The organism is Flavobacterium rhizosphaerae, from assembly GCF_046000445.1.
GTDB lineage: Bacteria > Bacteroidota > Bacteroidia > Flavobacteriales > Flavobacteriaceae > Flavobacterium > Flavobacterium rhizosphaerae.
In genome coordinates this window covers 16,359-42,430 of the sequence record NZ_JBELPZ010000009.1, presented here as the reverse complement: position 1 = coordinate 42,430, position 26,072 = coordinate 16,359, and the positions used below count along the sequence as shown (strand labels likewise).

Sequence of the window (26,072 nt, the reverse complement as noted above, 5' to 3'; positions counted from 1 at the left end):
ATGAAATATGTTAAAAAGGGGAGGGGCTAAAGCCCCATCTCCTTTTTAATTTTACTGGCAAGACCTTTACCAACCTCTTTAGCGCCGTGATAAGGTACAGGGTATGTTTTGCCATCCTTTTCATAGATGTAATGACTTCCATCCGTTCTAACATGCAACCACCCTGCTTTTTTTACCATCCGATGTAACTCATTAGATTTCATAAGCGTTAAATTAAGAACGTATTACAATATTATACCACAAAGATATACAAATATATATCATTAATCAAGCTAAATGATAACTTTTTATATATCATTTAGTTTGATTACACTTACCATAAGATAATGGTATTCTTTATTTACTTCAATCCGTTTGGGTTTTAGCCCCCGGAAACACTTCAATGCCTGGCTGTAATTATCGCTGCCCCAGGTAAACATAACCATTACATCAGTTACGGCATGGCCCACATTGCTAATAACACTATCCACATCCGGAAGTTGACCAAGTTGCTGTACAGGCTGCCTTAGCAATGCCGGCAGCGAACCAAGCACAGGTAAACGGCCTGCGTTTGGTATATATGTTGCCGCATCCATCAGGCAATTTTTTCAAATAGTTCATCGTTTGCAACACATATAACGCTTCGGTCATCATCAACCAGATGAAATTCTCCATCACGTAGCAACCAAAGGTTACCTCTTTCAATTTCATCATGCTTGCCGGTTTTTAAAACGGTTGTATTTCGGTACAATCCTAGGCAATGCAGTATGGCTAATAGTTCATTATAAGTAGTAGCATCTTTACGATACTGCTCCAATACATTGGCATTGTAATATAGATGTGTACCAATATTAGGCCGGAGGATGGCCAGGGGGTCATTTCCATTTACAGGCGCAGGCCTGGAAATAAGCAGTTGCTTTACTGTAAAGTCAGCAAAGGTGTGTGCGGTACCATCGGGGTACAGCAGCACAAGGGTAGTGCGCACATCCATAACCTACACATTTATAGGATGAAAGATTGCAATAAAATGTTTTGGATTGTTACAGTGTACCCAAGGTAGGGCAGTGGCCAATACAGGTACTAAACCCGCAATGGTGTTTTTGATACTTTTGTTCTGCATAAAAAGTTCTGATTAAAATACCCACTAGCAAGGCTTGCAGAACAAAAGATTTTCATCAGAAGTGGGGTGCTACCCCTTCCTTGCCGTGGGATTATTGTTAATACAATAGATTTAAGAGTCATGTTAATGAAAAGTTTTGTTCTGCATGACAAATATAGGGAAATCATTTAATTTATTAACTTTGGATATTAACCAATCATTATTAATATGCAAACAGACACAATTCCAAAAGGGAAAGGTATATCTTATAACCATACCCTGCTTACCGATAAACATTTTTTTGGGGGCTTTTTCAATCTTGCTGAAAACAATAAAGAAGCGGCTTATGCACTTTATAAACAACGATTCGGGAAGTCAATTCTTGAAGATGTTTTAAAACCAGACAGTAATGTTTCTGAGCCTGACTATATAGACCGGGTTGAGTTTTTAAAGCAATATTTACCGGTAGTGAAATATCTTGATCTACCTGTAGAGCATGATCTGTTTTCTCGATCAGCAGATAAAGTACATGCACGGAGGGAGTACTTAATAAATAACTTTAAATTACTCACAGGAACTGTAAACGACCTAAGAAATTTTTATACGCATTACCATCACGATGCACTTCCTTTAGATAGTACATTATTTAATCTGCTAGACAATATTTTACTTAATGTTGCTAAAGATGTAAGAAAAGCAAAGAAGAAACGGGATCACACCAAACAATTAGTAAAAGATTCATTAAAAGATGAGTTGGTTGTACTCTCTGAGCAGAAAAAGCAACAACTTTTGGAAAAGGGAAAGTCGAATCCACGGGTTAAACTGGATGATGAGTCTATCGAAAACAGTATTTTCAACGACGCTTTTTCACATTTTTTATATAAGCCTAAAGATGCAAAGACAGAAATGCTTACTGACAGGTATAAGTCTGTGTACACAGGAGACCCTGCTGAGAATAATATTACAATATCTCAAAACGGAATTATATTTTTATTAAGCATGTTTCTTTCCCGTAAAGAAGCTAAAGACCTTCGTAGCAGGATGAAAGGATATAAAGGCAACGTAATAAAAGATGCCCCTGATTTTCCTAATGACAGAAATAACAGCCTGAAATTTATGGCAACCCACTGGGTATATGAATACCTGAATATTAAAACTATCAGGCCAAAACTTACAACCGGCTTTACAAAGGAAAAATTACTTACTGAAATTGTTGATTACCTTACCAAGGTGCCGGATAAAGTTTATCAAAACCTTTCTTCAAATGACCAGCAACGCTTTGTAGAAGACACCAACGAATACTTTAAAGATAACGAAGAGGCTGATGCCACCGAAGAAGCCCGGGTAATACATGATGTGATAAGGAAGCGTTATGAGGATAAGTTCAACTATTATGCCTTACGCTACCTGGATGAATTTGTAGATTTTCCATCTTTAAGGTTTCAATTGCATATTGGCAATTACACTCATCATAGCCAAAGTAAAGAAATTAATGGCACCAAATATATCACAGAGCGAAAAATAAAAGAAAAGGTCAAGATATTTGGCAGGCTGTCTGAAGTTACTAATATAAAGTCGGAATATATTCAAAGCATCAGGGATGAAAACTCAGACATAGGATGGGAAGAATTTCCAAATCCTTCTTTCAATTTTGTAGGTAATAATATCCCGATCCACCTAAATATTGATGGATTTGAAAACAGGGGAAGCAAATATAAAGACAAGCGAAATACAGCAGAAAAAAGAACAGGTAGGGGCAAGAGGCTACATAAACAGGATGTGGTTAATGAACTTGTAGCTGATAACAACAGCGTTATTGTTTCGGAACCTATTGCCATGCTCTCTTTAAATGAGTTGCCAGCGCTTTTATATGAACTTTTAATTATTGGTAAAACAGGGAAGCAAATAGAAGAAATTTTAAAGAAAAAGCTATGGCAAAGGTTTGCAACTATAGAGAATTATAAACCGGGAGAGTTGCCAAATAATCAAATTCCTAAAAAACTAAATAAGAGTACAGGTACTGATAGTATTAATATAGATAAGCTAAAACGGGCTTTGCAAAAAGAATTAGACATTAGTGAAGCCAAGCTCACACTCATTAAAAATAACCGCCGTGAAATGGATGTCTATAAGCCTACGCGAAAGTATGTATTTTACGCTAAGGAACTCGGAGCGGAGGCGGCCTGGCTGGCAGACGACCTTAAACGTTTTATGCCCATAAAAGCCCGAGAACAATGGAAAGGCTACCATCATAGCCAATTGCAAAATTCTATAGCATATTACCATCAAAAACCGGGAGAAGCTTTTGACCTTTTGCGGACTGTATGGAATTTTAATGATGATGATTTTTCGTGGAACTCCGGAATTAAGAAGGCTTTTGCCAATAACCGCTTTTTTGATAAATTTTATGAGGCCTATTTAAATAACAGGAAGAAGGTTTTAGAAGATTTTTTAAATCATATAGCCCAGCATGCTGATGACAAAAAAATGCTAAAAAGATTCATTAAGCAGCAACATATAGATAATTTATTTTATATGCGCCTTTATACTATAGACAATACCCAGGCAATTAAAGAAAAGCTACTGGCAAAGCCTTTTGTTTTCCCAAGGGGCATTTTTGATGATAGGCCAACATTTATAAAAGGAACAAATGTAACTGATAGCCCCGATGGTTTTGCCGCCTGGTACCAGTACCTGTATAATAAGCATGACTATCAGGAATTTTATAACTATGACCTTGATTATGAAGAGAACTACAAAGCATTTAAAATATCTAACGATGGGTATATTGAAAACAAGCTAAATCTAAACGCAGAAGAGCAGGAGCAAAAATTTAAAATGAATGAAGACCTGGCTATTAAAAGGGAAAAAGGTAAAGATGTTTATCTCAACCTTATAGCAAATCAGTTATTTACTGACCTCTTTAAACATTCAGCAGATTTTACATTAAACATGTTATATAAAGACCGCCAGGAGCGTATACGGATAGCAACTGAGGCAAAAAAACAAAACGACCGTGAGAAAGGGGATATTTCTGAAAATATTTTAAATAACAGCTTTATCTGGGATGAACAAATCAGTTTTACTAACGAAAGCGGGCAGATTACTGAAAAAATAAGGCTTAAAAATATAGGTAAGGTAAAAGTGTTTTTAAATGATAAACGGGTTAAAAAAATCATGGGGTATGATCCTGCCAGGAAGTGGACCATACAGCAGTTGGAAGATGAACTATACATAAAAGCCAATTCATACGAAACCCTGCGCCGCGAAGAAATATTGAAGGCCATTCAGCACTTTGAAAAGTTTATTATAGATGAAAATGGCGGGCATAGCACTGCGTTTGAAATTGGTGAACACCCAAACTTTAAAATGTATATGGTAAACGGAGTATTACAGCACATACCTTACATAGACAGCGGTGCGGTAGACTGGCTAAAAAATTGCAAAGAGGATTATTTTAATAAACCTGATGTAAGTGAATTAAATACTAAACCCGAAGAAATTCAAAAGGTATTTTTACTTACTGCAGTGCGAAATAAAGTAGGGCACAACCAATTGCCGGTAACAGAGTTGTATAACCTGATTAAAAATACAGTACCTAACCATGACGGCCTTACTACAACAGAAATTTTGCTTACTTTTACACAACAAATAATAGAATATTTTCAAAATATTTTAAAAAATAAGTAAGTAACTCTTTAACATTAAAGGTTTTACGGCCTAGAGGCTGTAACAACCCTGATTTTAGAGGGTACTCACAGCCCGTAAGGTTTTTATTGGTAAAGCTTACAGGCTGTAACAACCCTGATTTTAGAGGGTACTCACAGCGGCATTCGCCTTTATAAGCTGCCCACAATTGCTGTAACAGCCCTAATTTTGAAGGCTACTCACAGCTTTTGTAAATTATATTTCAACATACCTACAGCTGTAACAGCCCTAATTTTGAAGGGTACTCACAGCTAGTATTACCTTGTAATAGGTGTAGAAATTGCTGTAACAGCCCTAATTTTGAAGGGTACTCACAGCCACAAAAAGCAATAATACAGATTTGAACTTGCTGTAACACCCTTACTTTTGAAAGGTACTCACAGCTTATGTTTTTCTCTTAACCATTTTTGTAATGCTGTAACACCCTTACTTTTGAAAGGTACTCACAGCTTAAAATCCTGCTTCAACATCGGTACTCTCGCTGTAACACCCCTAATCTTGAAGGGTACTCACAGCCATCGTTCACTTTGCATTTTAGTGGCTTAAGCTGTAACAACCCTGATTTAGAGGGTACTCACAGCGACAACCCACTCAATTTGAGCATCAAAATAGCTGTAACAACCCTGATTTTAGAGGGTACTCACAGCGTCATGAGGCGGGTTTATTATGTTAAGTGGGCTGTAACAACCCTGATTTTAGAGGGTACTCACAGCATTAAGCAAATGCAAAGCTTTTCCGGCAGCGCTGTAACACCCTTACTTTTGAAAGGTACTCACAGCTGGCTTGCAATTGTCCTTTAAAATTCAGTAGCAGTAACACCCTTACTTTTGAAAGGTACTCACAGCGCTCACGCCGTACATCTGACCATTGATGTTGCTGTAACAACCCTGATTTTAGAGGGTACTCACAGCGTACACGGATTTTTTCCATGTTATCAGTCCGCTGTAACAACCCTTATTTTAGAGGGTACTCACAGCTAGGTAAATATCAATTCTCCCGTACTTTCTGCTGTAACAACCCTGATTTTAGAGGGTACTCACAGCTTATACTATTTTCTGAACTGGCTCCAATTAGCTGTATCACCCTTACTTTTGAAAGGTACTCACAGCACCGTAGTCGTTGTACGCGAAACTTGAACTGCTGTACCAATCCTAATTTTGAAGAGTATTCACAGCAGTAATTCAGGGTTTTCGTGTATGTTGCCTGCTGTATCAACCCTTAATTTTGAAAGGTAGTCACAGCGAGCAGTCAGAGCAGTCAGAGCAGTCAGAGGCTGTAACACCCTTACTTTTGAAAGGTACTCACAGCAATTCTTGTAGTAATAGAAATAAAAAATGCCCCTCTTCTGTAGAGGGGCATTTTACCAACCAACCAATTATTAATACTCAAATAAGTATTTGATGGCAAAAGTAGTCCTATATTCTATCCTTCCAACTTTCTTAAATCTTCTTTAACAGCTTCAGTAAAGCCATAGGCAAGTTCCCGCACAATGTTATTATAATGGCCCCACATAATGCGGTTGTATATAGGGTGGGCTTTCTTTTTATGGCGGGCTTCGCCCTGGCCAATAAACTTCATATCTACAAACCGGTGCTTTAATTTTTGCGAATATTGCAGGGCATTTTCCTGTACATCAAAGGTACGGTCGCTTATCCAGTCAGCATTGCTAAAGTTATGGCTGCCTATATATTGTACTTGGGCAAGGTTTACATCATTACTGTAATCTGTAAGTACCCGGCGTATAAACCTGCCCTCCAGTATCTCGTCCAGATGCTCAGTACCTTCAGCCATTATGGATTTGATTTAATATTGATCTGTACATAAAAGCCATTACAATCAGCCAATACCCTTACCGGGATTGCCGTAAAGCTCGCTTCCTGTAGCCAGGCTAAAAAGCCGCAGAACAAGCCCTGATTTGTGCTCTTGTCAACCATAAGCTTATCCATAAATGCCTTTGCTACGGCCTGAGTACGGGCAAAAACATCAAGGTAAGCCTGGTGGTCTTTATTGTGCTGGGTAGTTTTTTCAAGGAAATAAAAACCACAGATATTAACGTACTTAGCGCTGTCCTGTTCGCCCTCCATCGCATGATCGGGCAAAACCGAAAGCATCATGATGTTATCTTCTTTTTTCATGTCCTGCATAAATTTTATAAGATCTTCCTTCACCACGGCCACTTCAGCTTTTTGTATACCCGGCAGGGCTTCCATTACCTGCGCAGTATAGTCCCGGAGGTTATTAACTGTTATCATGATTTTTGATGTTTTTCATTTAGTTTACGGTCCAGCTCATTTTTCTTTAGATGATACAATAACATAAACACTTCCCAAAGGTTCGTGTTACGTACTTTATCAAAATTGCCCAGCTGGCCATTCTCTGCCAATGCATAGGCTACACCATCCATCCCCAGGCCGGGCACCGCTTCTTTAAATTCACCTTCACTTTCATCAAATAATATTGAAAGGTCAAGGTTACGGCCACCCCAGGGCACCACTGCTGTGGTTATAAATTTTTGGAACGAGGCAAACATTAAGTATACGCCATAAATAAAACCTTTGGGGCAGTATTTAAAAGCACTCCTGGCCTGCTCTTCTGCCGTATGCTCATTATATTTCCTGCGGATATCGCCTTTGTAGCCAGGCAACATTTTTTGCAGCCACGGCAGCGGCTTTGCCTTCCGGTATAATATTGCCGCCATTAAGTATAGGTGCTTTTCGTTCCGGCTACATCCATGCTCCATAAACAGCCGCAGGCAGTCCAGGTACTCTCCAAAGGTAATATTGGCCATTGCATCGGCCGGGCCATAATAATATTTCCACAACGGCCTGAACCTGGGCACAGGGTTATGAAAATAATCCACCCGCATAATCTTTCGCCCATTGCGCTCCTCAAAAAAACTTTCAATAAGTTCTGACATTTTATAGATATTACTCCACTTGTCTTCTTCCTCTGCAGGCATCAGGGTTCTGCCGGAGGGCTTAAGGTTTAGCAATTTGTACACGGCATGTACTTTTACATCGGCAAAAGTTATTTCCCCTTCCATATACCGGTACAGCAACCCGCACATTTCCACATACTGCTGCCCCTCGCATTCGCCCAGGTGTTCCGGCATGTACAATGTCTTTTTTAATTTAGGGATCGCTATCGTATGCATACTGACAAATCATCGTTTAAAATCACGCCCCATTTATCCATATCACGGCCAAATTTTGCCAAAACTTCCTTCCGGCATTTCTCTTTGTTCTTGATGTGTAGCGGGATAAATTTAGAATGGCCTTTAATACCCAAGAAGGTGTACAGGTGCTTTGTAATTTTGTATTTGAGGACAATCTGCTCAACCTCCCTTTCGCTTTGTTGCTTTATATGGGCTGCTTTTAGTTGTTTTTCAAAGGTTTCAAACTGTCTCTTTTTCTTTTGGCCAATCAGCCAGAAAAATGCGCCGGCAATGGCTGAAAACATTTTTTTCATGTGGATAGAAATTTACTTCCTGTTATTATTTTTGGTATGATTAATTTTTCGCAGCCTGGCTCCGGTGGCGGTGCCATAAGTTTTTCTATACGCTCCAGCGCTACGGCTGCATCTTCAAGAAATGCCTGTTTGGCTGCCTGTAGTTCCATATTCTGGGCCGGTTGCTTTATCTGCCTGCTATCCCTGTCTGAAGTATAGGCCTGCAGCACACCTTCGGGGAAAAGCGTAACCGAAAAGCGCGGCATTGCCCATGCAAGGGCTTTATAGGCACAGGCCTCGCGTATTAGCGAAAGCAGTTCCTGGTCTTCCAATTCATCTTCCCCTGCCTTTACTTTGGCTTTCAGGGCATCAAATTTTTCTTTGCCAATGCGTGGCAAAATATCCTCGCGCTCGCATTTGCTAATGCCCGGCTCCAGCTTCAGGAGTATCAGCCTGGATTCAATCCTGAAAAATTCATCAAACTGAAATGCCGACCTTATAAAAAGCCTGTTCAGGCGCTTGTATTGCTCTGAAGATTTCCAGCCGTCATAGTCTTCCAGATATATTAAAAGGTCTTCCTGGGCGCGGTAATAGCGCTTCTCAAGGGCTTCATTGTCGCGGTCTATCATCCATTCCCAAGGCGCTTTTTCATATTCACCGGCACGCATTTTGCGCCCGTTTGCAGTATGGGCAACATCATTGCTTGGCGCATAGAGGGTATAGGCACGCACTGCAATAGGGTAGCGGGTCAGGTATATTAAATGTTCCTGGTCTTCGTCTGCGCCATCAGTATAAAATCCTGTAATTTCCTCATACAGCGGTTTGCCTATCAGGGCAATCATTTCATTCGTAGCGGTAATGATGTCTGCCTTTAGGTTGGCAAACTCAAAATCGGCATCCATAAAGCCCATCAGTTGCTTTATTTCATAGCCGCCATCTTCTCCGTCCTTATTAAACAATAACTTCATTATATAGAGTTTTTAAGCCTGTTTTCGGGGTTTACGTCCTGCTCTTTCTGCGGCTGCATATGGTAAAAGCCCATCTTAAGCCCCAGCTGCGGAAAGTTCGCCTTCAGGGCGTAGTTAATAGCTTTCATGATGATCATTTCCGGAATATCAATGCCGGTAGCCATGTAGTTTTTAAGGGCATATAATTGCTCAGAACCGCTGTCTGACTTGCCCTGGTCTGAAAGGTTACCCAGTGAACCATGCAGGCCTATGCCTGCGCTTACTGCCCTGTCTGCACGGTTGGCAATGGCTATCTGAGAATCCACAAAATCTTTTAGCTGATTGTCAATTACCTTAATTTCCCATCCATGCTCAATAAGGTTTACGCCGTCATGCTCAATTTCTTTAACCGTATGCCAGAATTTCCCTGTATTATGTTCGTCAGAAAGTATTTTACCCACATGCTCCAGCGTTTCCTGTATGCAGGCCTGCAGCATTTCTTTTTTATATTCCTGGCCCATCTTTTCGCAGTTCGACTTAATATCCTTTTCTTTATTTTCCCAATACTTAGCCGGGGAAATGATGTGGTACTTTAAGTTGATGGCATTTTTAGAAAGGGCTTTTAGTATAAGTGGAATTGCCGTAGAGCGCCTTAGCCACTCCAGAGAGCCGTACAGGTCAGGCACCGTATAATAGTCGGTACAGAAGCTGTACATGTTGCTGTACAGTATGGCATTCTTTGAAGCAAAAGGCTTTGTGAAATCGAATTTATCATACACCTTGCAATCCAATGATTGAGGCCCCGCAAAGCTCCAGTCATTAACAAGTACATGGGTAGGCTTACGGGTATTAGCCGAACGTAAGGAGGCAAGCCTTGCCTTATCTACAGACACATGGTCAAGGCTATGGATAAAGCGTTTGCCTATACGGCTGCCCCTGCTTTGTATAAAGTTGCTATACACCCCTTCCATATGATGATAGTCTACACACAGTTTAGTTATATAGGCTTCAAAATCCCACGTATCAAGCCAGGCCTGTATAGTAGTATTATCCTGCCAGTCCCTTACTAATTCCCTATTCTCAAATACTTCTTTATACAACTTAGGACCGCTGCCCCACAGCAGTTGTGTCTTCTTAGTAATAATACCGGGAGCGAGCGAGTTGTTCATCACCACATTGCGGATCTGTTCCGGCAAATCGTTCCTGTTGCCATAGGGGTACACAATATAATCACCTATGTAGTTGGCGGTAGAGTTCCAGTTCAGGTCATCCACATAGCTTTCCTCCCTTAGTTCCCGGGGCGTTTCTGATGTTTGGTAAGTAAAGGCCAGCTTATCGGTTTGTACAATGGCATCCCTGCCCACATACTCTACATGCATACAATTATGGTTTTATTCTTATTCCGTTGAAATTCATCAGCAATGCAAGGTGAAAGAACCTGGGTGTAGTACCGGCACTATGGTCGGTATATGCTACTAAGGTGTTAGCCATGTGGCTCTGGTCGTTGCGCAGCCCCTGCCTGAGCTGTGCTCTGGCTACAGCTTTAAATCCATTGCTTTCATTCTTGGTTGAGTTGTATGACATAAACTCAATAGAGAAAGGTATACCAGCCCTGCTATGCTCGCGCATACGCTTGATAGCCTGGTATGGTGTAATGGAAGTTTCCATGTATTGCCTTTTTATGCAATATTATTGCAGGCAACTGCTTAATACTGTAACATGGTAAACACCAGTAAACACTGGTGTTAGCGAGTGGTTGCACCCCCTGCGGTGGTGGTGCGCGCCCTCATATTTCCCCCCGAGGGGGGCGCATGGCAACTGCTAAACCGATACTTAGCGGGACGGAGAGAATTAAACACATACAAAACCCTAAATATAATTTTTAGGGTTTGTTTGTTGTTTTTCTGATAGTTATAATTTTAGTAGTTATTTTTAAGGGCTTTTTTTAGCTGTATTATTTTGCAATTCTGCCTAATTAGAATGTGTTTAAATAACATTTTTAATTGCAAAAAAAAACGTCAATTTACCATTAAAAAGTTGGCTATATTGCTAACATTTTGTATCTTTAAGTATTGAAAATCAAATAATTGTACACATTATGAAAACACAAAACAGAAGCCACGACTACAAAGAAGTTAAAACCCTTAAAGCGGCAACTGCCGAAAAAGCAAAGGGAGAAACCACCCCAACAAAGGAGGAAACCAAAGCCGAAACTGTAATTGTGCCGACTGCTGCACAAAGGTTAATTAACGCGCAAAAATTTGCCATATTAGGCACTAAGTTTGAGCAGTTGAAGGCTAAAGGCGATGCCCTTGAACGTTTTATACTTTCAAATGATGGCACGAGGGAAAAATTAACCCTTAGCAATCAGGAAGGATTTATTTTTGAAATTAGTAATACCATGACTATTAGCAAGGTTTTAGGTGTTGTTAAAGAAGATGTTAACACCCTAATTCAAAAGGCTGAAACCCAAATTATGGAGTTTACAATTTAAGACTATTTTTAATGATAAACGCCCGCAAGGTCGAAGCTGCGGGCGTTTTGAAAATCAAATTAATTTACACTTACGAAATGCAAAAATTAATTCAGGGTAAAGGTACGCCTTTTACACCCAGTGCGCAAGTTATTGCCATACTTCACGATAAAGGATTATCTAAAATTTTCAATTATAGCGATTACGAATATTTTAAAAGGCTTTGTAAAGGCGCTTTTAACCTACCTATGGCTATTGTCGATTTGTTTATTCAGTATAACACAGAAATTGTAAGCGACTATGAAGAGTATATTTTTTGAAAATATACGCCATTTTACAATCTCTTCAATTTTTGTAAAGGCGCAATTTAAAAGAAGCCTTAAACCCAAACTTACATTAAGCGGCGACTGGATGAATGCCGCAGGGTTTAGCATAGGCGATAAGGTAACCGTTAAAATTTCAGATAACCAACTAATTATAGATAAAGATGACAGCAACAGCAGCACCAACGACTAAGACCAGAGCAGAACAGCACAAAGAAAAAAGGCAAAAACTTATTGAATTAAGCCAGGAAGCGCGCGAAATTCAAAAGGAAGAGTTAAGCGATATGTCCATAAATGAAATTTTAGTTAATGTATTTTACAGGGATGCAGACAATACAGAATTTAACACCTTCAACCAATGGAAAGAAAAAGGAATGAAAATTAAAAAAGGCGCAAAGGCTTTTTTAGTGTGGGGCAAAAAGAAAGAGGGCAAAGGGGCAGAAAAGCAGCAAGAACAGCGAGAGCAGGAAGCAGAAACTTATGAATATTTCCCGCTTTGTTACTTGTTTTCTAACAATCAGGTAGAGCCAAACAATGATTAAAACGCAGGAAGCACCCAAAGGACTAAGGGAGTTTAATAAAATTTTTAACTCCCTTACTTATAGGCATGAGGTTGTAACGGTTTTTGATGATTTGCTAACCATCATAATTTGCTGTTTGGGGCGTGGCACAAACGAGCCATTGTATTTTGATACAATTAAACGTTACAACCCTGACGAGCTGCAGCAATTTGCACAACTCTTTGCCGAGTTATGTATATATTATGAAAAAGAGATTAATGCAAGCGGATGGGCTGACCCCCTTGGAACCTATTACGAATTATTAGCAGGTAAATATAAAAAATCCCGTTTAGGGCAATATTTTACACCTGCTGCAGTATGTACCCTGATGGCTGAATTAACAGTGGGGCAGGAATGGGGGCAGACCATGAACGAACCCTGTTGCGGTAGTGGCAGGATAGTATTAGCAGCCAACCACAAAACCAAAGGGAATTATTATGTGTGCGAAGATTTGGACCCGATTTGCTGTAAAATGACTGCCATAAATTTATGTATGCACGAAATCAGGGGCGAAGTACATTGCCACAACGCCTTAACGCGTAAGGATTGGCGGTTTTCCTATGCTATAAATTACGAATACTGGAAACATAAGACTAAGACCGTTTTTATGTATAAGCCCTCTTAAAAGGGCTTATTTTCTAAATTTTCTCGCGCTGCGCGCTCGTAGCCGAAAGATAATTAACAATGTTTTAACTTTTTTTTAATAGTTCTGGGTTAATGGTACTCTATTTTTGAAAAAACCAATTTATTAAACCAATGAAAAAAAATCTTCTGAGGCTTACTAAGCCATTAATCTCTATTTTTATTTTTATCATTTTGCTAAACAGTTGTGAAAATGATGATTCTTTAAAAACTAACCAAATTGTAAATGTTGACAGCAATGGAGTTTCTTCAAAAATTATATCTCTTAAGGATATAGAAGGGATTCCTGGTTTGATGGATAAAATTTCTCAAATCAAGTCACTAAGAAATCAAAGTAATTCCAACCAACGGATAATAGATAATAAAGAATTTGATTTTATCATTGATACCGATTCAGTGCTTCTTGTTCAAAAAGGTTCTTATCACTCTTTATCGTTTCCTGTTTACAGGGATGAAGATAATCATTTGCAGGAAAATTTATTTTTGCATCCTTATAATGGGGGATACTTAGCTTTCCTAATGAAATATAATTTCAACTCCATTCAGTTAAGTAAAATCAATAGTGGTATTTCATTAGGAATATCTGAAATTCTAAACACATTACAAGTCGTTCCACTTGACGAACAGTATACAACATATGGAGCTCCTACAGGTATAATAATAAGAGGCGAAGACGGTAAATGTTACAGGCCTAATCTTTATGAATGGGGTTGGGGATGGATAGAGTGCCCCGGTTGTGAGTGTCCTGGAGAAGGAAGTGGATCTAATAATAGCTTTCCTGGAACTTTTACATTTGATGTTAGGCCTTGGGGACCCAGTGGAACAGGGGGAACAACAAGTTCAATATTTAACCCACCTTCTTCTGGAGGCGGTGGAGGTAGTTCCACCCCTCCTGGTCAGCCTGATATACCATATCCCGATCCAAGTAACCCAAGTGATCCGACATATAGTTTAACACCAATACGGAATATAGACAATGGCGAACCAATTATCGGATTTGTTATGCCTAATAGAGGTATTGCTGTTAGATATATAAATAATTTACAAAATACTTATCCTGATTTCTGGAATGACTCTAGTAATTTTACTACTGTAAATAAAATAATATCATTTATAAATAACAATACTAATCACGAAGACTATGAATTTGCAAAGCAGGCGATTGAAGTTTTAGAGGACGGCGGTGATGTAGACTTTTTTTATAAGGTAATTTTAGATGAATCTTTTACAAATAATCTTATGTTAAAAGGTATATATGATGCTTTAGGAGGTTCAGCAACTTTTCAAAATTATGTTCAAAATTTTGACGAAGAATTTTCGGTTGCCCATCTAAAATTTAGTGTTGGGCTTGATAGTGGTAATACTGGTGCATTAGCTGCAACTTATCCTCCTGATAATTATATTATCGAAATTAAATTTAATCCAAGTTATTTACCGCCAAATCAGACGAGACCAGATCTTGATATTGTCGGTACATTTATTCATGAAATTTTGCACGCAGATATTTTTAGAAAATTGCTATCAGTTGTAGAAAATGAAGGCACGATTTATGGATTTACCCAAGGTGATATAGAAAATTTACAGGATAGTTTTCCAGGTTTATATGATTATTACATGAGGTATATGTTTGGTGTGGTAGATAGTAATTTGTTGACAGATGCTCAACATCAGATGATGGCAACTCATTATAGAGATATTATTGTAGATGTTTTAAAAGAATATGATTCTTCTAAGCCGAATGAACTTTACGAAGCAATTGCTTGGGCAGGGCTAATGGGAAGTGGACAACTTGACAATTCGACTTTACTTTACGAAAACTCTACTGTTGCATGGGTAAATTTAACGTTCTCTGAAAGAGAAGAAATTTTAAATTTATATATTAATTTTATAAATGGAGTAGAATGAGATTAATTTATAAAACATACTTATTTATACTAATCGCAGGAGTTAATTTTTTTTCCTATGCACAGGACAAAGAAAAACTATTTATTCTTTTCAGGCCTGAAATAGACTCAATAGTGTATTTGAATGGACAAATAGATTTTTTTAACATCAAAAATGATAATTACGAAGAGGAATTATTGAAGTATAAGGAGTTAAAAAAAGAAAATAGTTTTTTATACCCAGACCCTGTTCTGCCTGAAAAATATTTTCCATTTAAGGTTTTATATGAAGAAAAAGAAAATTCAATAAACATCTCCGACTTTTGTTTTATTGATGTTTCAAAATTAAGGTCATTACCACCTTCAAGGTCCAGAGAATTTTATATTATTGATCAGTCAAATAACAAATGTTTTAAAGTAAAGTTTTATTATAATTTTTATCAGTAAATTCGAAACACATCAGGATATCGTTTTATTTTATTATAATATTGAGGGATAATGAATCTCCTCCGGGATAATAACAACAGTATACTATTTTTAGATGAAATCCTTCCTCACTTTTATATTATTAATTTCACTACAATGTTTCAGTCAAAATATTGAGCCCTTTTACTTAAATGGCCCTATTTATATTGATATGACAAATGACTCAATTGTAATGAACAAATATTTGGATTTTAACTCATTTAAATTTTATATTACTGATAATACTTTTCAAAAGGAATATACATTTAATGATAAAAAATTAAACCATGGGACAGTAATTTTAGGTAATTATAATAATATTCATAGTGATGATATATGTGTTAAGAAAAATGAATTTTATATAGATAATGCACCAAGGATTTTTGATTTAGATTTTATAGATAAATTTGGTATGGGGCTTTTTTTTACATACTTTAAGAGTATGGAAGGCTTTTATGTTGTCGAATCGAATAAAAAAAAACATAGAAAACTTACTTTGATAAAAGTACAAGTTGTTAGAATAGGCTATTCTACCTTTTAATTTTTAAATCTTATATAAGCTGAAATAGTTTTTATGGTTACCATGAAACCAAGTGATTTTGTGTCCTTATTCATATAAAATTATGAAATCCTTACTCACTTTTATATTATTAATTTCACTACAATGTTTCAGTCAAAATATTGAGCCCTTTTACTTAAATGGCCCTATTTATATTGATATGACAAATGACTCAATTGTAATGAACAAATACTTGGAATTTAATTCATTTAAATTTTACATTACAGATAATACTTTTCAAAGGGAATATACTTTTAATGACAAAAAAATTACAAGCAGAACAGTAATTTTAGGTAATTTTCGTCAAATGCATGGTGATGATATATATGTTAAGAAAAATAAATTTTATGTCGATAATGCGCCAAGAATTTTTGATCTTGGTTTTATTGATAAAGTAGGTTTATCATTTTTTTTCCTAAATGTAAGAAGTAGAGGAGGAATATATATAATAGAAACGGACAAGAAGAAGAGTAAAAAAGTTAAACTGATAGAGGTCAGGCGTATTATGATAGGATATGCCCCTCAGTAGTTACAATTTTTTATTCTTTGATTATGAGTACATTAAGTTTGTATTATAAACCATAAATTAAACTTATAGAGGTCACACGTTTAATATTGGGGTATAGCCCTCACTAGTATTATCTTTCAATACACACCCGGAGCAATTCCGGTAAATGTATCTGAGCGTTTTACATATTGTGTAAAGTCCGGACGGTAGATGAAATATTTAAAGGCATCTGACATGTTTGTGGAGTAAAGAGGCCTTGATGCCAACGGCAATTTTTCGGAGGATTTGTCTTTGTAAATTCGCTTTGTGCCATTCGCATCTGTTTTTACTACTGTTTTTGTGAGCTCCAGGCTACTTTTCAAATGTTTGCAGCCGAAAGTGTCAATTTTTAGTTTCGGCAATTCCTTCTCTGCTTCTCCCATCAACTGGCGGGCAAAGTTAAATTCTTCTTCCTGGGTGATGTTGCCCTGGCCAACATTCTTCAGGTTTACCGTCCAGCCTGTTTTACTTCCGTCTACATATTCAATAGAACGCTTTACCTCAGAAGCCCAGTCACGCTTCAATTTACGATACTGGTTACCGGAACGGTCATAGTACATATCCAGTTCCTTACGTTTGTGATTTTTATAGAAATTCACAAACTGTTTGCCCAGTTCCCGGGAACTTTCCGGAGCAAGCGTGTGAAAGTCCTTCAGACAATAAATATAATTGCCCCGGTGCTGGCCGGTAACCATACTTATCATATCTCCAAAGTCGATACCACACTCCATTTTTTTATTGTGGTCTACATATCGCAATGCAAGGCTGCTTTCCTGAATGGTATCAGTAAGGGAATATTTGTCTTTATAGAAATCAGCATTGATCCCATCATCATAAAAGTGATGCTGGCCAAGGTGGGAGTAGAATTTTTCACCCTGTTTAATATCCACCTTTAGTGAAAGTACTGCAGACTTAAATTCTTCCGGGCCCAAAGATGCAAGTACGTCATAAAAGTAACCATCCGTAAGTACATCTGCATTGGCCAGTGTTGATATTACATAAAACAGCGTAAGGTCTTTCCGGGCGGCATACCATTTTTCTTTCCATTGTTTATAATGCCTATACACGCGGTTGAACTCTTTTTTATCTTTGGCCTGCATGGCATTTACCATTTCCAGCTTTATTTCATTCAGCACCATGCCCGCCTGCAGGGCGAGTTGCGCGCGCTCCGGATCCATTTCTTTTTGCATATCCCATATCCAGTCTTCATCCCCGGAAAGCAGGTTTGGCATATCTGTCATGAACGTACGACCGCGGTAATATGGTGAAGTATGGAACCGGGCATATTCCCCCCTTATAGCCGGATTTATACGCTTAAGCTTTTCAAATTTCAATAAGCGGGCTTCATCACCAAAAATATGCTGGTAGGAGTTACCGGCAAGCCCGCTTGGCTGGTCCATACTTCCTAACTGGAACAGATTGCCACACAATGTTGAAATGGTATGCTTAAAACTAAGCGGCGGCTTGTAAGGCTCTTTAAAGTGGGATGGCGGACGCTTGTCTGTTACAAAATGGATGCCTTCGCGCCAACCTTCACGTTTCCAACCATCAATTAATGTCGGTACAACGTTTGCCATGGCATTCACATACGTATCAGAAACCAGGGCGAGGTAACTACCCGGCATGTCATAACATACATCCATAGAACGGCGCGCCATAAAAACAGTAGTTTTTGCAGTACCACGGCCACCGATAACACCCAGGCTCTTGGGGGCTACATTATCAATAACAATTTGCGCCTTTGTTGCGTACCTTTTTTCGACCAGGGCGTGCTCAAGATCTACGTGGGTCCTCCTGCTCATCTAAAAATGCTTTAAAGGTTCCGTCAATATCTGCTTCCATGAACAGCGCCTGCTTTTCTTTTTCTGTTAGCCCGGGTATTTTATCTTCAATAAGCGCCTTGAGTTTATTACGGTCAATTTTAGGCATGCCCAAATCCTCCGGATTTGCTGTGTACACTTTAAATGGCCTGTTGAAAATTTCTTCCGGCAGTTCCTCCTGGTCCGGTTGGTCCAGCCCACGCGCTTTATACGCATCTGTAATAGCTTTTGATATTTTCACCATGTCATTTACATCTTTCATGATGTTCATAGCGAAATTGATAAGCTGGTCCAGTTTTTCAGCGTAAATGTTCCGCCAGGCTTTATTGGAAATATGATTATCGGCGTAGAAGTATTCCAGTGCTTCTTCATACATCTGCTTCGCCTTGTTGCGTTTGAGGCCCTCATGCACCATTAAATGCTTTATGATAGCCTCAGGGCTGCCATACTTGTCAATACGCTTGTGCATGCCACGGATCTTATCCAGCAGGTCCAGGTACTGATTGATGTGTGAAGGAGCTTCGCCTCCGGGTCCATTTTCAATGTATTCCAGAATATCCTTCAGGTCTATATTTTCTATGCTTTGCTTATTCACCTTCATCACCACCAAAAAGTATTTGTTTACGGATGTTATCTACCCGCACTTTTTCTGCTTCTTTAAAGTATATTTGTGCTGCTGTGATGTTTCCGGATTTAGCAAGTTCCAACTGTTTTTGATTTGTCAGAAATTCTGCCTCCAGCTGGCCACCATCATAGGCAATACGGATATCAGTGTCATGGTCATACCAATGCTGCAGGAACAGCTTTTTATCCACCCCCAGGTACAGGGCAATTTTCTCCGGGCTGTAGTTTACTGCCGCCAGATCGGACACTGCCTTTAACTGTTCTTCAGCAAGGCTTAAAGGAAACAACTGTTTAGCCATGGGAAAAAATTTGAGTAGATTAGCAGCGCAATAATTATAGCCAGATAACAGCCTTCTATAACTTGGCTGCGCCATTCTTTAAAATCGGCCAGCTGTAACGCCTGCATGGCTATTGTTGCCATTATCACAACCATTACTATTATTTGAAAAGGATCCATCAGTATTGTTTTAATTTTGTTTCTGTGAAAAGCTTCATCCTGAAATCGTAAAGGCCTTTGTCATCTACCATGAGATACTGCTCATAATGTGCATTTTCACTCCAGTTGCCGGAACCCTCAATTACAAAATGTGCCTGATCTGTGCGCAGTAAACATACTTTAGCGTGGACCCAGGCATACAGTACCTTTACGTTAGGCCGGGTTGATGCCATTGCCCGGAGGTTATCTATTGTGACAGGGTTTCGTTTTATCATGCTGTCTGAAATAAGCAGCGTTACCTGTTCTACCGCACCACGGTCGTGCAGCTCTATTATGGCATCTATAACCTTTCGGCTGATGCTGTATGTGGTGGCGTGCAATTCCTTTATCCTGAAACTTGATACTAACAATTCTATAAATGTGAAGGCATTAAAAGCACTGTCTGACTGAAGGAAGAAAATTTCGCCCTGGGTTGGAATGCGGACAAGATCTTCCCGCAGGTTGGCTACTTTTTCAAAATGCATAGCCCTGTAAGTGGACACGTATGCGCCGTGGCTCTTTTCTTCCCCTTCATCATCAGACAGGTGTGCCTTGTAATCAAAAAATTTATTTACCGGCACCTAACTTCTTATTTACAAGTTCCAGCTTATCCTGACGATCTTTAAGTTCTGCCTGGAGTTTTGCCTTACGCTCATCTGTTGTAGCTGATGCAATTGCTTTATTTTTTTTAGAGATGTAAGAAGCAGAGCCTTTTACGAACTTCAGACATTCTTCATTAGTCATTGCCTCGACTTCGCGCTCCAGGGTAAGGCGCGCAAATATGGGATGCTCTCCGAGCACCTCTTTTTTCTCCAGGTAATGGTCAAGCTCTTTTTTAATGGCTTCGCTTTCGGCAAAATTTTCCGTAGCTTCTTTTGCTAGAGCAAGCTGCTCATCTTCCGTCAGCTGGATCTTACCCTCTTTTGCTTCCTGAAGATTTTCATGTGCCTCTTTATACCTGTTATAAGCGGCTATTTTTTTACCCACCAAGATTAAAAGTTCGTCTGGGCAATTTTTATCGTTAAGAAACGGGTATTCTGAACGGATTTTTTGAGGTTCGTCTTCCGCTGCCGGCTGTGTGCCAGAAGACAGTTTATTTGCATCCTGTGCAATTAAATCTGCATTTTGCGAATTGCCTGGAGGGTTTAATCTGATTCCTTGTCTGTACGACATACCTAAAGGTCCATCAATAACAGTTTGTGCCTGGGAAAGAGGCTTAATTTTTTCCTTATCGGTAATGCCATACGCCTTTTGTAGCTCATATATAAGCGATTCCAGATTGTACCGGCTATAGCCACCTGTATTCAGGCTACGTACAATAGCAGCATTTTTATTAGGCGACTGGCTGTAGAGCTGGAAGGCGTGATTGAAAAAATCAACCTGGCTTTTTGGGGGGTTATGGAATAAATCCAATACTTTTTCTTTAGTCATGACTTACTATTTTGATTAATCAGGACAAAAATGGTAAACCCCATAAAATAAAAGTGTAACATGAAAAAAGCCCCGTTTTCGGGGCTTTTAAAGAAGAAGACACTAACAACACATTATGAACGAGAAAGCTCAATTAAATATTTATCATCCCCGGCATCAAATACCTGAAGATGTATCACAGCATTTTTAAGCGCTGTCCATGTGGTGCCTGAAGCAAGTAACACTTCTACCACACCGGCTGTGCCCTGGGTAAGTGTGGCTGGATCATCGCCGCCGCTACCAATAAATGTTACAATCTGCCCATTGGTCAATTCCATAGCTGTTGGCGCAATAGCTGCCGTTACATCCAGCGCCGGAACTACATAGTGGCTTCCGTTTGCACTGTTTATTGCAAATGCTGCTGTAGCTGCCGTGTATGGTTCTGCAAAAATCAGCGCGCCGGTATAATGGCCTGGCTGTAAGGTTGTTTTGGCAACCTGCTCAAACGATACCATTTTTTTACGCGCCTCATTGTTATCCTGCCCGGTAGGCTTGAGTTGTAACGGAGCACATTTGGTGCCATACGCTTTTTTAAAGTTGTCCTGGCAGCTGTCAAAGATAACTATGGCATTAATACCCATCCAAGCATGAAGGAACTCATTTACCTCCAGGCTATCCCCGGGTATTTCAGTATCTACCTTATGCTTTATAGTGTACGCATCTTCATCACCTTCTACCTCAGTTGAAGCATTGAATTTTGAAGTGGTCTGTGAAAATTTATACATGCGGGCACCTTCTTTTAAAACGAAGTTACCCAGCATCTTTACCCCCTTGGCATCGCGTAAAGGCCATACCGCTATATCTTCTGCAGCGATTATAGTTACTATATCGCCTTTTGCTGCAGCACCGGCAGGCGAGGGGCCTGCGGGCCTAATAAAGTCTACTCCTGCAAACATATCTTTTTATATTTAAGCAATTACACGTTTCGTTTCCATCCAGGTACCAGCTACATTAGTAAGCTGTATATAGTCTGCAGCAGATGCTAGTGTAGCATTAACCGTAACATGGATGTTACCGGTTGTGCTTAGCGTAACATCTACATCTGCGGTATCGGTTCCATATATCTTAATGCTCTGGCTTTCCACACCATTAAGTATATTAGTTATAGCCGTTGTATCTTCGCCGTTAAACCTGAATACATTACCCTCATTGGCATCTATAACCGCCTCTGTAAAGCCTACATCGGTAACAGCAACTTCAGGTGCCGTAGTTGTCCTGGCCAACTCTTTTAACGTTTTGTCTTCATTCACAAAAAGGGTAATAGTTCCCGGAGTGTTTAATGCATAATCTCCCTGAAGGTCGAATTTTGCATTGTCCTTTAGGTTTTTCACACTCGGTAATGATGCGTTACCTGTTATTCGTATTATCTGGCCCGGAACCAGATTACCTTCAATATCTGCAATATCCGTAACCCATGTTTCATCTATGATCATGTTCGGATAGTTCACTTTTAGTATTCCTGACTTATCATCAAAAACCGGTACTTTAGTTTCATTACTGAAGATAGGGGCGTTGTTAGACCACAACACCTGTTTTTCAAATTCCTTAGGGTCTCCCGGTACTGTTTTTGTTCCAACGAATTTGAAGCGGATGCCACGCCTGTAGTCGGCAAAGATGTGCATGTCCCTTTTCTCGAAGGTAAAGGTGAACATATTCCTTTCTTCAGGCCTGTACTGCATATCCTGAATATTTTTAGAATAGGTAAAGCCTATAAAGTCTGTCTGAGTCTGGTCTTTAAGTACCTGGAATTTAAAATTAGGCCTGTCGATAGGATGGTCAAGGCTATAATCTTTTTTTCCCTGATCAGTACTGTACTGGAGATTATATATTTCGCCGGCTTTTTTGTTGTAGGCGCGTTTCCAGCGGTCTGAAATCTGAATTTCCAGTCCCTGGTCTTTCCTGTTTTCCTCCGGAATCATCAGGATGGCTTTTTCTATGTAATCAACGATGTTAGCCTCAGTAGGCAGGCCAATATTGAACGGGCGGTATTTTTTAAGGACATCCCTGTAATACCACCATAGGTAGCGCAAGCCGTTTTGAGAGTTTACGTTTGCGCCTGGCGTATCACCATCACCACCAACAGAAAAGATACCGTTAATTTGGGCTATACGGTCATCTACCTTTTGCTGCTTGGCTAGTTCTGAAAGTAGGAAGCCTACAAAGCTCATTTTCCATGGATGAGAACCTTCCATGTTCTTAATCTGGCCAACCCAGGTGTTTTCCATTTCCTGAAGCTCATAGCCATCGAAAGTGATGTCTATTTTCTTGCGGTATACTTTACCTTCTTCAGTATCGAATTTGAATTTTTGCTTGGGCGCCCAGCCTTTTTTACGGCCCTGGACAATTTCAGCCGCAATTACAAAACCGGATGAGATCCTGTCCTGTACATTTGTTACCCTGTCCCATTCTGCCGGTAGTTCTTCATAATCATTAAACAATGATTCTATAACCGTTGGATTTTGCCTTACAAAGTGCTCAAGGTCGCCCTGGAGGGTAGGTATGGTAGATTTAGAATCGTTTGTAAAATCGGTAGCTTTGACCCCGCCATCACGCAGGCGCGCATTCCATGGGCGCTTATCAAAAGCATCGTATTGTTTGCCGGATGCAAATAAATGCGTGGCTGAATGTTCCATCGTAGCTTTGTTTAGTTTGATTATTGCTGCCGGAACATCGCCTTCAGAATCCTTTAGAAGTTCCTGTACTGTTGCTTCTAATTCCTTACGCTTTTTGGTTTCTGCGGACAATGCCGTGTTTAACCTTTCCAGTTTTGCGGAAACTGTAGCATCATCTTCTGTTTTGGCTTCAGGATTTTCAAGGTCTTCCTGAATGAGTTCCTGCTCTTTCAGGATTGCATCCAGTTCGTCCTGGATCGCTTTTAATTGGAGATTGCCGTGGAGCGCGGCTTTTATTTCGCCATCCATTGCCTTAATCATTTGTGCTGTGGGGGCTTTCCCCAGCGCTTTTTCCAGCGCGACCATTTGTTCAGCTGTAAGGTCAAGTTTCTTTTCTTCAGCGTTAATCGGAATATCATCCTCTTTACTGAAGCCTAACACCGCCATAAATGCCGCGAGTGTTTTCTGAAGCTTGCCAAACTTTGGTTTTTCGTTTGCCATTTTTAAAGGGTTTAATTAATAGTTATTTATATAGTGATTTGATTTCACTCTTAATCTGAACCATTCGTATACCGTCGGCTATAGTACCTACACCATCTGTGAGGCCATATTCAATTGCCTGTTCGGTAAAGAATGTTTTTCCGGTAAGCACTCCAGGCGCTTCTTTAAGTTTTGGCCTGGCTGCCCTAACGGCATCCTGAAACTTTGTCGCCAGCGGGGACAGCATTTCTTTCTTGATCATTTCATATTTACCTTCCATGGCCAACCGAAACGCAAGATTTTTATCTTCGCTTTCGTCCGGGTATATTTCATGGAATTTATACCCCAGGCTTTCGAGGTATTTCCTGTTATCGACCACTGAAAACACAACCCCGATTGAACCTATAGTGGATGTCAATGTGTTTTCTGCCATTAAATAATCACAAAAGGTATATGCTGCAAACAAGTGTGCCGAACAGCATAGCTCATACACGCCTACATAGGTTTTAGTTTTTCTGGCCGCAAAAGCCTGAAAGGGAGGAATAGCATTAACGGCGCCGCCGGGACCGTCAAAATATACCACTGCGCCAATAAAGTTTTCGTTTCTCTCCACTTCATCCAACGCCTTCACAATATCATCAGCGCCATAAATACACCAGTCTCCATAGCGTATGAGCGCGCCAACCATTGAGATGACGGCTACAGAACCGGGCGGCACTTCCTGATGGCCATCTTCCTCCGGGGCAATGTATCTGAGATTCTCATCAAACACCTGAACTAAAGAGCCGGCCTGTAGGTCCAGCTTCACAAGCTCTCCGGACATCAGCTTATTGGCGAATGGCGCCCAGAAGGAAATACCTTCAAATGTCATAGCCCAATAGCCTTTGGACAGGTCGTTTATTAGCGGATTTGATTTCATGATGCAAAAGTGATTTTATCGGGATAAAAATTCTGTAACATGGTTTTTCAGCTTTATAAGCCAGCCAAACCTCTTATTGAGGTACCATGCAACTGCTATAATTACTAGTAGGAGTAATAGCCATAGCCAGGAGAAAAAAGATGTTGTACGCTCTACTTTCTTATCGAGCGATTCGGAATATGCCTCTGAGCTGGCCACTTCAGTACCAGAAGAAGCTGTTTTATTTTCCTGTATAACAGTGCCCTGGCTTTGAGTAGTACCACTTTCTTTTTTGCCGCCGCTTGATGCTTTAATTTTTCCGGATCCTTTAAAAACAAGTTCCCGGACGATGCCGGTGGGGCCATACTCTGTAAAAACGAGGGAATCGCCCTCACAGCCGTCGTATTCCATATCAGTAAACTGATATTCCTGGAGGGTTTCAGTGTCAAACGACTGATTTTGTAATTTTACCACAGATGTTTCACTGGCAGTATCAGTCATTTTATATCTAGCTGCAGTTTCTGTGTGCCGGCTGACTTCCTTTTTGCTGCTGCAGCCTGATGCCATTACCAGGAGAATTATTAAGAGCTTTTTCATTACTGCAACACTTTTGGATTAACAAACAGGGCTACTTTAGCACTACGAACCCGGCGCATTACCTGGCCACCATTACTGTCATTACCAATAGCTGTATTGCCTTCAATGGTACAGAAAAGGCCTGCTTTCCTGTCTTTCCAGCTGTGAAATATGCCTACATGGTCATAACGGCCATCGCTATTCCAGTCAAAAAAAACAATATCACCCAGCTGCGGCTCTTTTGTTATTGTACCCAGCTTACTTAAATGCGCCACTGCGTACTGGCAACCGGCAAAGCCACGGAGATATCCAACATTACCTAATGGCACGCCCGCACGGTCAAATACCCAGCTGACAAATATGCCACACCAAGCCACACCGTTTAAGCCAAACCATGCGCCGTACTTTGTTTTATTACTGTTGGCTGGCGTTTCCTTTGTGCCCACTTCTGCCAGAGCGGCATCCACTACCTTTTGTCTGTTCAT

31 protein-coding genes are annotated in these 26,072 nt (G+C 39.8%); 10 read left to right on the top strand and 21 right to left on the bottom strand.

What is annotated here, in order from left to right; all coding sequences use genetic code 11:
- Window positions 1-26: 26 nt before the first annotated feature.
- The 3 genes from ABS766_RS10045 to ABS766_RS10035 form a co-directional block, all read right to left on the bottom strand.
- Entirely contained in the window at window positions 27-203 is a 177-nt protein-coding gene (locus ABS766_RS10045) for a type II toxin-antitoxin system HicA family toxin (RefSeq protein ID WP_408085015.1), read from the bottom strand.
- Window positions 204-287: 84 nt separating this feature from the next.
- Window positions 288-575 (bottom strand): hypothetical protein, encoded by a 288-nt coding sequence (locus ABS766_RS10040; protein WP_408085014.1) that lies wholly within the window; start codon window positions 573-575, stop codon window positions 288-290.
- Window positions 575-970, bottom strand: a complete 396-nt coding sequence (locus ABS766_RS10035) for a hypothetical protein (protein ID WP_408085013.1) — start codon at window positions 968-970, stop codon at window positions 575-577. Before ABS766_RS10035 ends, ABS766_RS10040 begins: the two co-directional genes overlap by 1 nt.
- Window positions 971-1,306: 336 nt before the next feature.
- On the opposite strand from ABS766_RS10035, the gene cas13b reads away from it, so the two are divergent.
- Window positions 1,307-4,768: a type VI-B CRISPR-associated RNA-guided ribonuclease Cas13b gene (gene cas13b / locus ABS766_RS10030; RefSeq protein WP_408085012.1), complete on the top strand. Its 3,462-nt coding sequence runs from the start codon at window positions 1,307-1,309 to the stop codon at window positions 4,766-4,768.
- Between the two features lie 1,440 nt (window positions 4,769-6,208).
- Here the strand turns inward: cas13b and ABS766_RS10025 are convergent.
- The 7 genes from ABS766_RS10025 to ABS766_RS09995 are packed head-to-tail and all read right to left on the bottom strand — an operon-like array spanning window position 6,209 to window position 10,848.
- Window positions 6,209-6,577 (bottom strand): hypothetical protein, encoded by a 369-nt coding sequence (locus ABS766_RS10025; protein WP_408085011.1) that lies wholly within the window; start codon window positions 6,575-6,577, stop codon window positions 6,209-6,211.
- Window positions 6,577-7,038, bottom strand: coding sequence for a hypothetical protein (locus tag ABS766_RS10020; RefSeq protein WP_408085010.1), 462 nt, complete (start codon window positions 7,036-7,038; stop codon window positions 6,577-6,579). Before ABS766_RS10020 ends, ABS766_RS10025 begins: the two co-directional genes overlap by 1 nt.
- Window positions 7,035-7,898, bottom strand: a complete 864-nt coding sequence (locus ABS766_RS10015) for a hypothetical protein (RefSeq protein ID WP_408085009.1) — start codon at window positions 7,896-7,898, stop codon at window positions 7,035-7,037. Before ABS766_RS10015 ends, ABS766_RS10020 begins: the two co-directional genes overlap by 4 nt.
- A 29-nt stretch (window positions 7,899-7,927) precedes the next feature.
- Window positions 7,928-8,254 carry a hypothetical protein gene (locus ABS766_RS10010; RefSeq protein ID WP_408085008.1) on the bottom strand — a complete coding sequence of 109 codons (327 nt, stop codon included), beginning with the start codon at window positions 8,252-8,254 and terminating at the stop codon, window positions 7,928-7,930.
- Window positions 8,251-9,201, bottom strand: a complete 951-nt coding sequence (locus ABS766_RS10005; protein ID WP_408085007.1) for a DUF6712 family protein — start codon at window positions 9,199-9,201, stop codon at window positions 8,251-8,253. The genes ABS766_RS10010 and ABS766_RS10005 overlap by 4 nt, the downstream gene beginning before the upstream one ends.
- The gene (locus ABS766_RS10000; protein WP_408085006.1) at window positions 9,201-10,559 is read right to left on the bottom strand and encodes a hypothetical protein; all 1,359 of its coding nucleotides are present in this window, start codon (window positions 10,557-10,559) and stop codon (window positions 9,201-9,203) included. The genes ABS766_RS10005 and ABS766_RS10000 overlap by 1 nt, the downstream gene beginning before the upstream one ends.
- A gap of 4 nt (window positions 10,560-10,563) precedes the next feature.
- Entirely contained in the window at window positions 10,564-10,848 is a 285-nt protein-coding gene (locus tag ABS766_RS09995; RefSeq protein ID WP_408085005.1) for a hypothetical protein, read from the bottom strand.
- Between the two features lie 430 nt (window positions 10,849-11,278).
- Here ABS766_RS09995 and ABS766_RS09990 point away from each other — a divergent pair, with 430 nt between their 5' ends.
- From ABS766_RS09990 to ABS766_RS09950, 9 genes are all read left to right on the top strand, one after another.
- A complete protein-coding gene (locus ABS766_RS09990; protein ID WP_408085004.1) occupies window positions 11,279-11,674 on the top strand; it encodes a hypothetical protein in 396 nt (131 codons plus the stop codon).
- A gap of 77 nt (window positions 11,675-11,751) precedes the next feature.
- On the top strand, window positions 11,752-11,973 hold the full coding sequence (locus ABS766_RS09985; protein ID WP_408085003.1) for a hypothetical protein: 222 nt from the start codon (window positions 11,752-11,754) through the stop codon (window positions 11,971-11,973).
- Window positions 11,954-12,169, top strand: coding sequence for a SymE family type I addiction module toxin (locus tag ABS766_RS09980; protein WP_408085002.1), 216 nt, complete (start codon window positions 11,954-11,956; stop codon window positions 12,167-12,169). Before ABS766_RS09985 ends, ABS766_RS09980 begins: the two co-directional genes overlap by 20 nt.
- Window positions 12,141-12,518, top strand: a complete 378-nt coding sequence (locus ABS766_RS09975) for an ArdC-like ssDNA-binding domain-containing protein (RefSeq protein ID WP_408085001.1) — start codon at window positions 12,141-12,143, stop codon at window positions 12,516-12,518. Before ABS766_RS09980 ends, ABS766_RS09975 begins: the two co-directional genes overlap by 29 nt.
- On the top strand, window positions 12,511-13,161 hold the full coding sequence (locus tag ABS766_RS09970) for an N-6 DNA methylase (RefSeq protein WP_408085000.1): 651 nt from the start codon (window positions 12,511-12,513) through the stop codon (window positions 13,159-13,161). Before ABS766_RS09975 ends, ABS766_RS09970 begins: the two co-directional genes overlap by 8 nt.
- A gap of 131 nt (window positions 13,162-13,292) precedes the next feature.
- Entirely contained in the window at window positions 13,293-15,083 is a 1,791-nt protein-coding gene (locus ABS766_RS09965) for a hypothetical protein (RefSeq protein ID WP_408084999.1), read from the top strand.
- Window positions 15,080-15,508 (top strand): hypothetical protein, encoded by a 429-nt coding sequence (locus ABS766_RS09960; RefSeq protein ID WP_408084998.1) that lies wholly within the window; start codon window positions 15,080-15,082, stop codon window positions 15,506-15,508. The genes ABS766_RS09965 and ABS766_RS09960 overlap by 4 nt, the downstream gene beginning before the upstream one ends.
- A 190-nt stretch (window positions 15,509-15,698) precedes the next feature.
- Window positions 15,699-16,067, top strand: a complete 369-nt coding sequence (locus ABS766_RS09955; protein WP_408084997.1) for a hypothetical protein — start codon at window positions 15,699-15,701, stop codon at window positions 16,065-16,067.
- Window positions 16,068-16,149: 82 nt separating this feature from the next.
- Window positions 16,150-16,614, top strand: coding sequence for a hypothetical protein (locus tag ABS766_RS09950; protein WP_408084996.1), 465 nt, complete (start codon window positions 16,150-16,152; stop codon window positions 16,612-16,614).
- A 116-nt stretch (window positions 16,615-16,730) separates the two neighbouring features.
- Here the strand turns inward: ABS766_RS09950 and ABS766_RS09945 are convergent, their stop codons facing one another.
- The 11 genes from ABS766_RS09945 to ABS766_RS09895 all read right to left on the bottom strand — a co-directional run bounded on the left by ABS766_RS09945 (window position 16,731) and on the right by ABS766_RS09895 (window position 26,072).
- The gene (locus ABS766_RS09945) at window positions 16,731-18,434 is read right to left on the bottom strand and encodes a hypothetical protein (RefSeq protein ID WP_408084995.1); all 1,704 of its coding nucleotides are present in this window, start codon (window positions 18,432-18,434) and stop codon (window positions 16,731-16,733) included.
- Complete coding sequence (locus tag ABS766_RS09940) at window positions 18,406-19,053, bottom strand: hypothetical protein (protein WP_408084994.1); 648 nt, start codon at window positions 19,051-19,053, stop codon at window positions 18,406-18,408. Before ABS766_RS09940 ends, ABS766_RS09945 begins: the two co-directional genes overlap by 29 nt.
- The gene (locus ABS766_RS09935) at window positions 19,040-19,375 is read right to left on the bottom strand and encodes a hypothetical protein (protein ID WP_408084993.1); all 336 of its coding nucleotides are present in this window, start codon (window positions 19,373-19,375) and stop codon (window positions 19,040-19,042) included. Before ABS766_RS09935 ends, ABS766_RS09940 begins: the two co-directional genes overlap by 14 nt.
- Window positions 19,351-19,533, bottom strand: coding sequence for a hypothetical protein (locus ABS766_RS09930; RefSeq protein ID WP_408084992.1), 183 nt, complete (start codon window positions 19,531-19,533; stop codon window positions 19,351-19,353). The genes ABS766_RS09935 and ABS766_RS09930 overlap by 25 nt, the downstream gene beginning before the upstream one ends.
- Window positions 19,533-20,132 (bottom strand): phospholipase D-like domain-containing protein, encoded by a 600-nt coding sequence (locus ABS766_RS09925; protein WP_408084991.1) that lies wholly within the window; start codon window positions 20,130-20,132, stop codon window positions 19,533-19,535. The genes ABS766_RS09930 and ABS766_RS09925 overlap by 1 nt, the downstream gene beginning before the upstream one ends.
- Complete coding sequence (locus ABS766_RS09920) at window positions 20,119-20,982, bottom strand: hypothetical protein (protein ID WP_408084990.1); 864 nt, start codon at window positions 20,980-20,982, stop codon at window positions 20,119-20,121. The genes ABS766_RS09925 and ABS766_RS09920 overlap by 14 nt, the downstream gene beginning before the upstream one ends.
- Before the next feature lie 113 nt (window positions 20,983-21,095).
- The gene (locus ABS766_RS09915) at window positions 21,096-21,917 is read right to left on the bottom strand and encodes a hypothetical protein (RefSeq protein ID WP_408084989.1); all 822 of its coding nucleotides are present in this window, start codon (window positions 21,915-21,917) and stop codon (window positions 21,096-21,098) included.
- Window positions 21,918-21,929: 12 nt separating this feature from the next.
- A complete protein-coding gene (locus tag ABS766_RS09910) occupies window positions 21,930-24,134 on the bottom strand; it encodes a hypothetical protein (RefSeq protein WP_408084988.1) in 2,205 nt (734 codons plus the stop codon).
- Window positions 24,135-24,156: 22 nt separating this feature from the next.
- Window positions 24,157-25,032, bottom strand: a complete 876-nt coding sequence (locus ABS766_RS09905) for a S49 family peptidase (RefSeq protein WP_408084987.1) — start codon at window positions 25,030-25,032, stop codon at window positions 24,157-24,159.
- A 15-nt stretch (window positions 25,033-25,047) separates the two neighbouring features.
- Window positions 25,048-25,608 (bottom strand): hypothetical protein, encoded by a 561-nt coding sequence (locus tag ABS766_RS09900; protein WP_408084986.1) that lies wholly within the window; start codon window positions 25,606-25,608, stop codon window positions 25,048-25,050.
- Window positions 25,608-26,072 carry a CHAP domain-containing protein gene (locus ABS766_RS09895; RefSeq protein ID WP_408084985.1) on the bottom strand — a complete coding sequence of 155 codons (465 nt, stop codon included), beginning with the start codon at window positions 26,070-26,072 and terminating at the stop codon, window positions 25,608-25,610. The genes ABS766_RS09900 and ABS766_RS09895 overlap by 1 nt, the downstream gene beginning before the upstream one ends.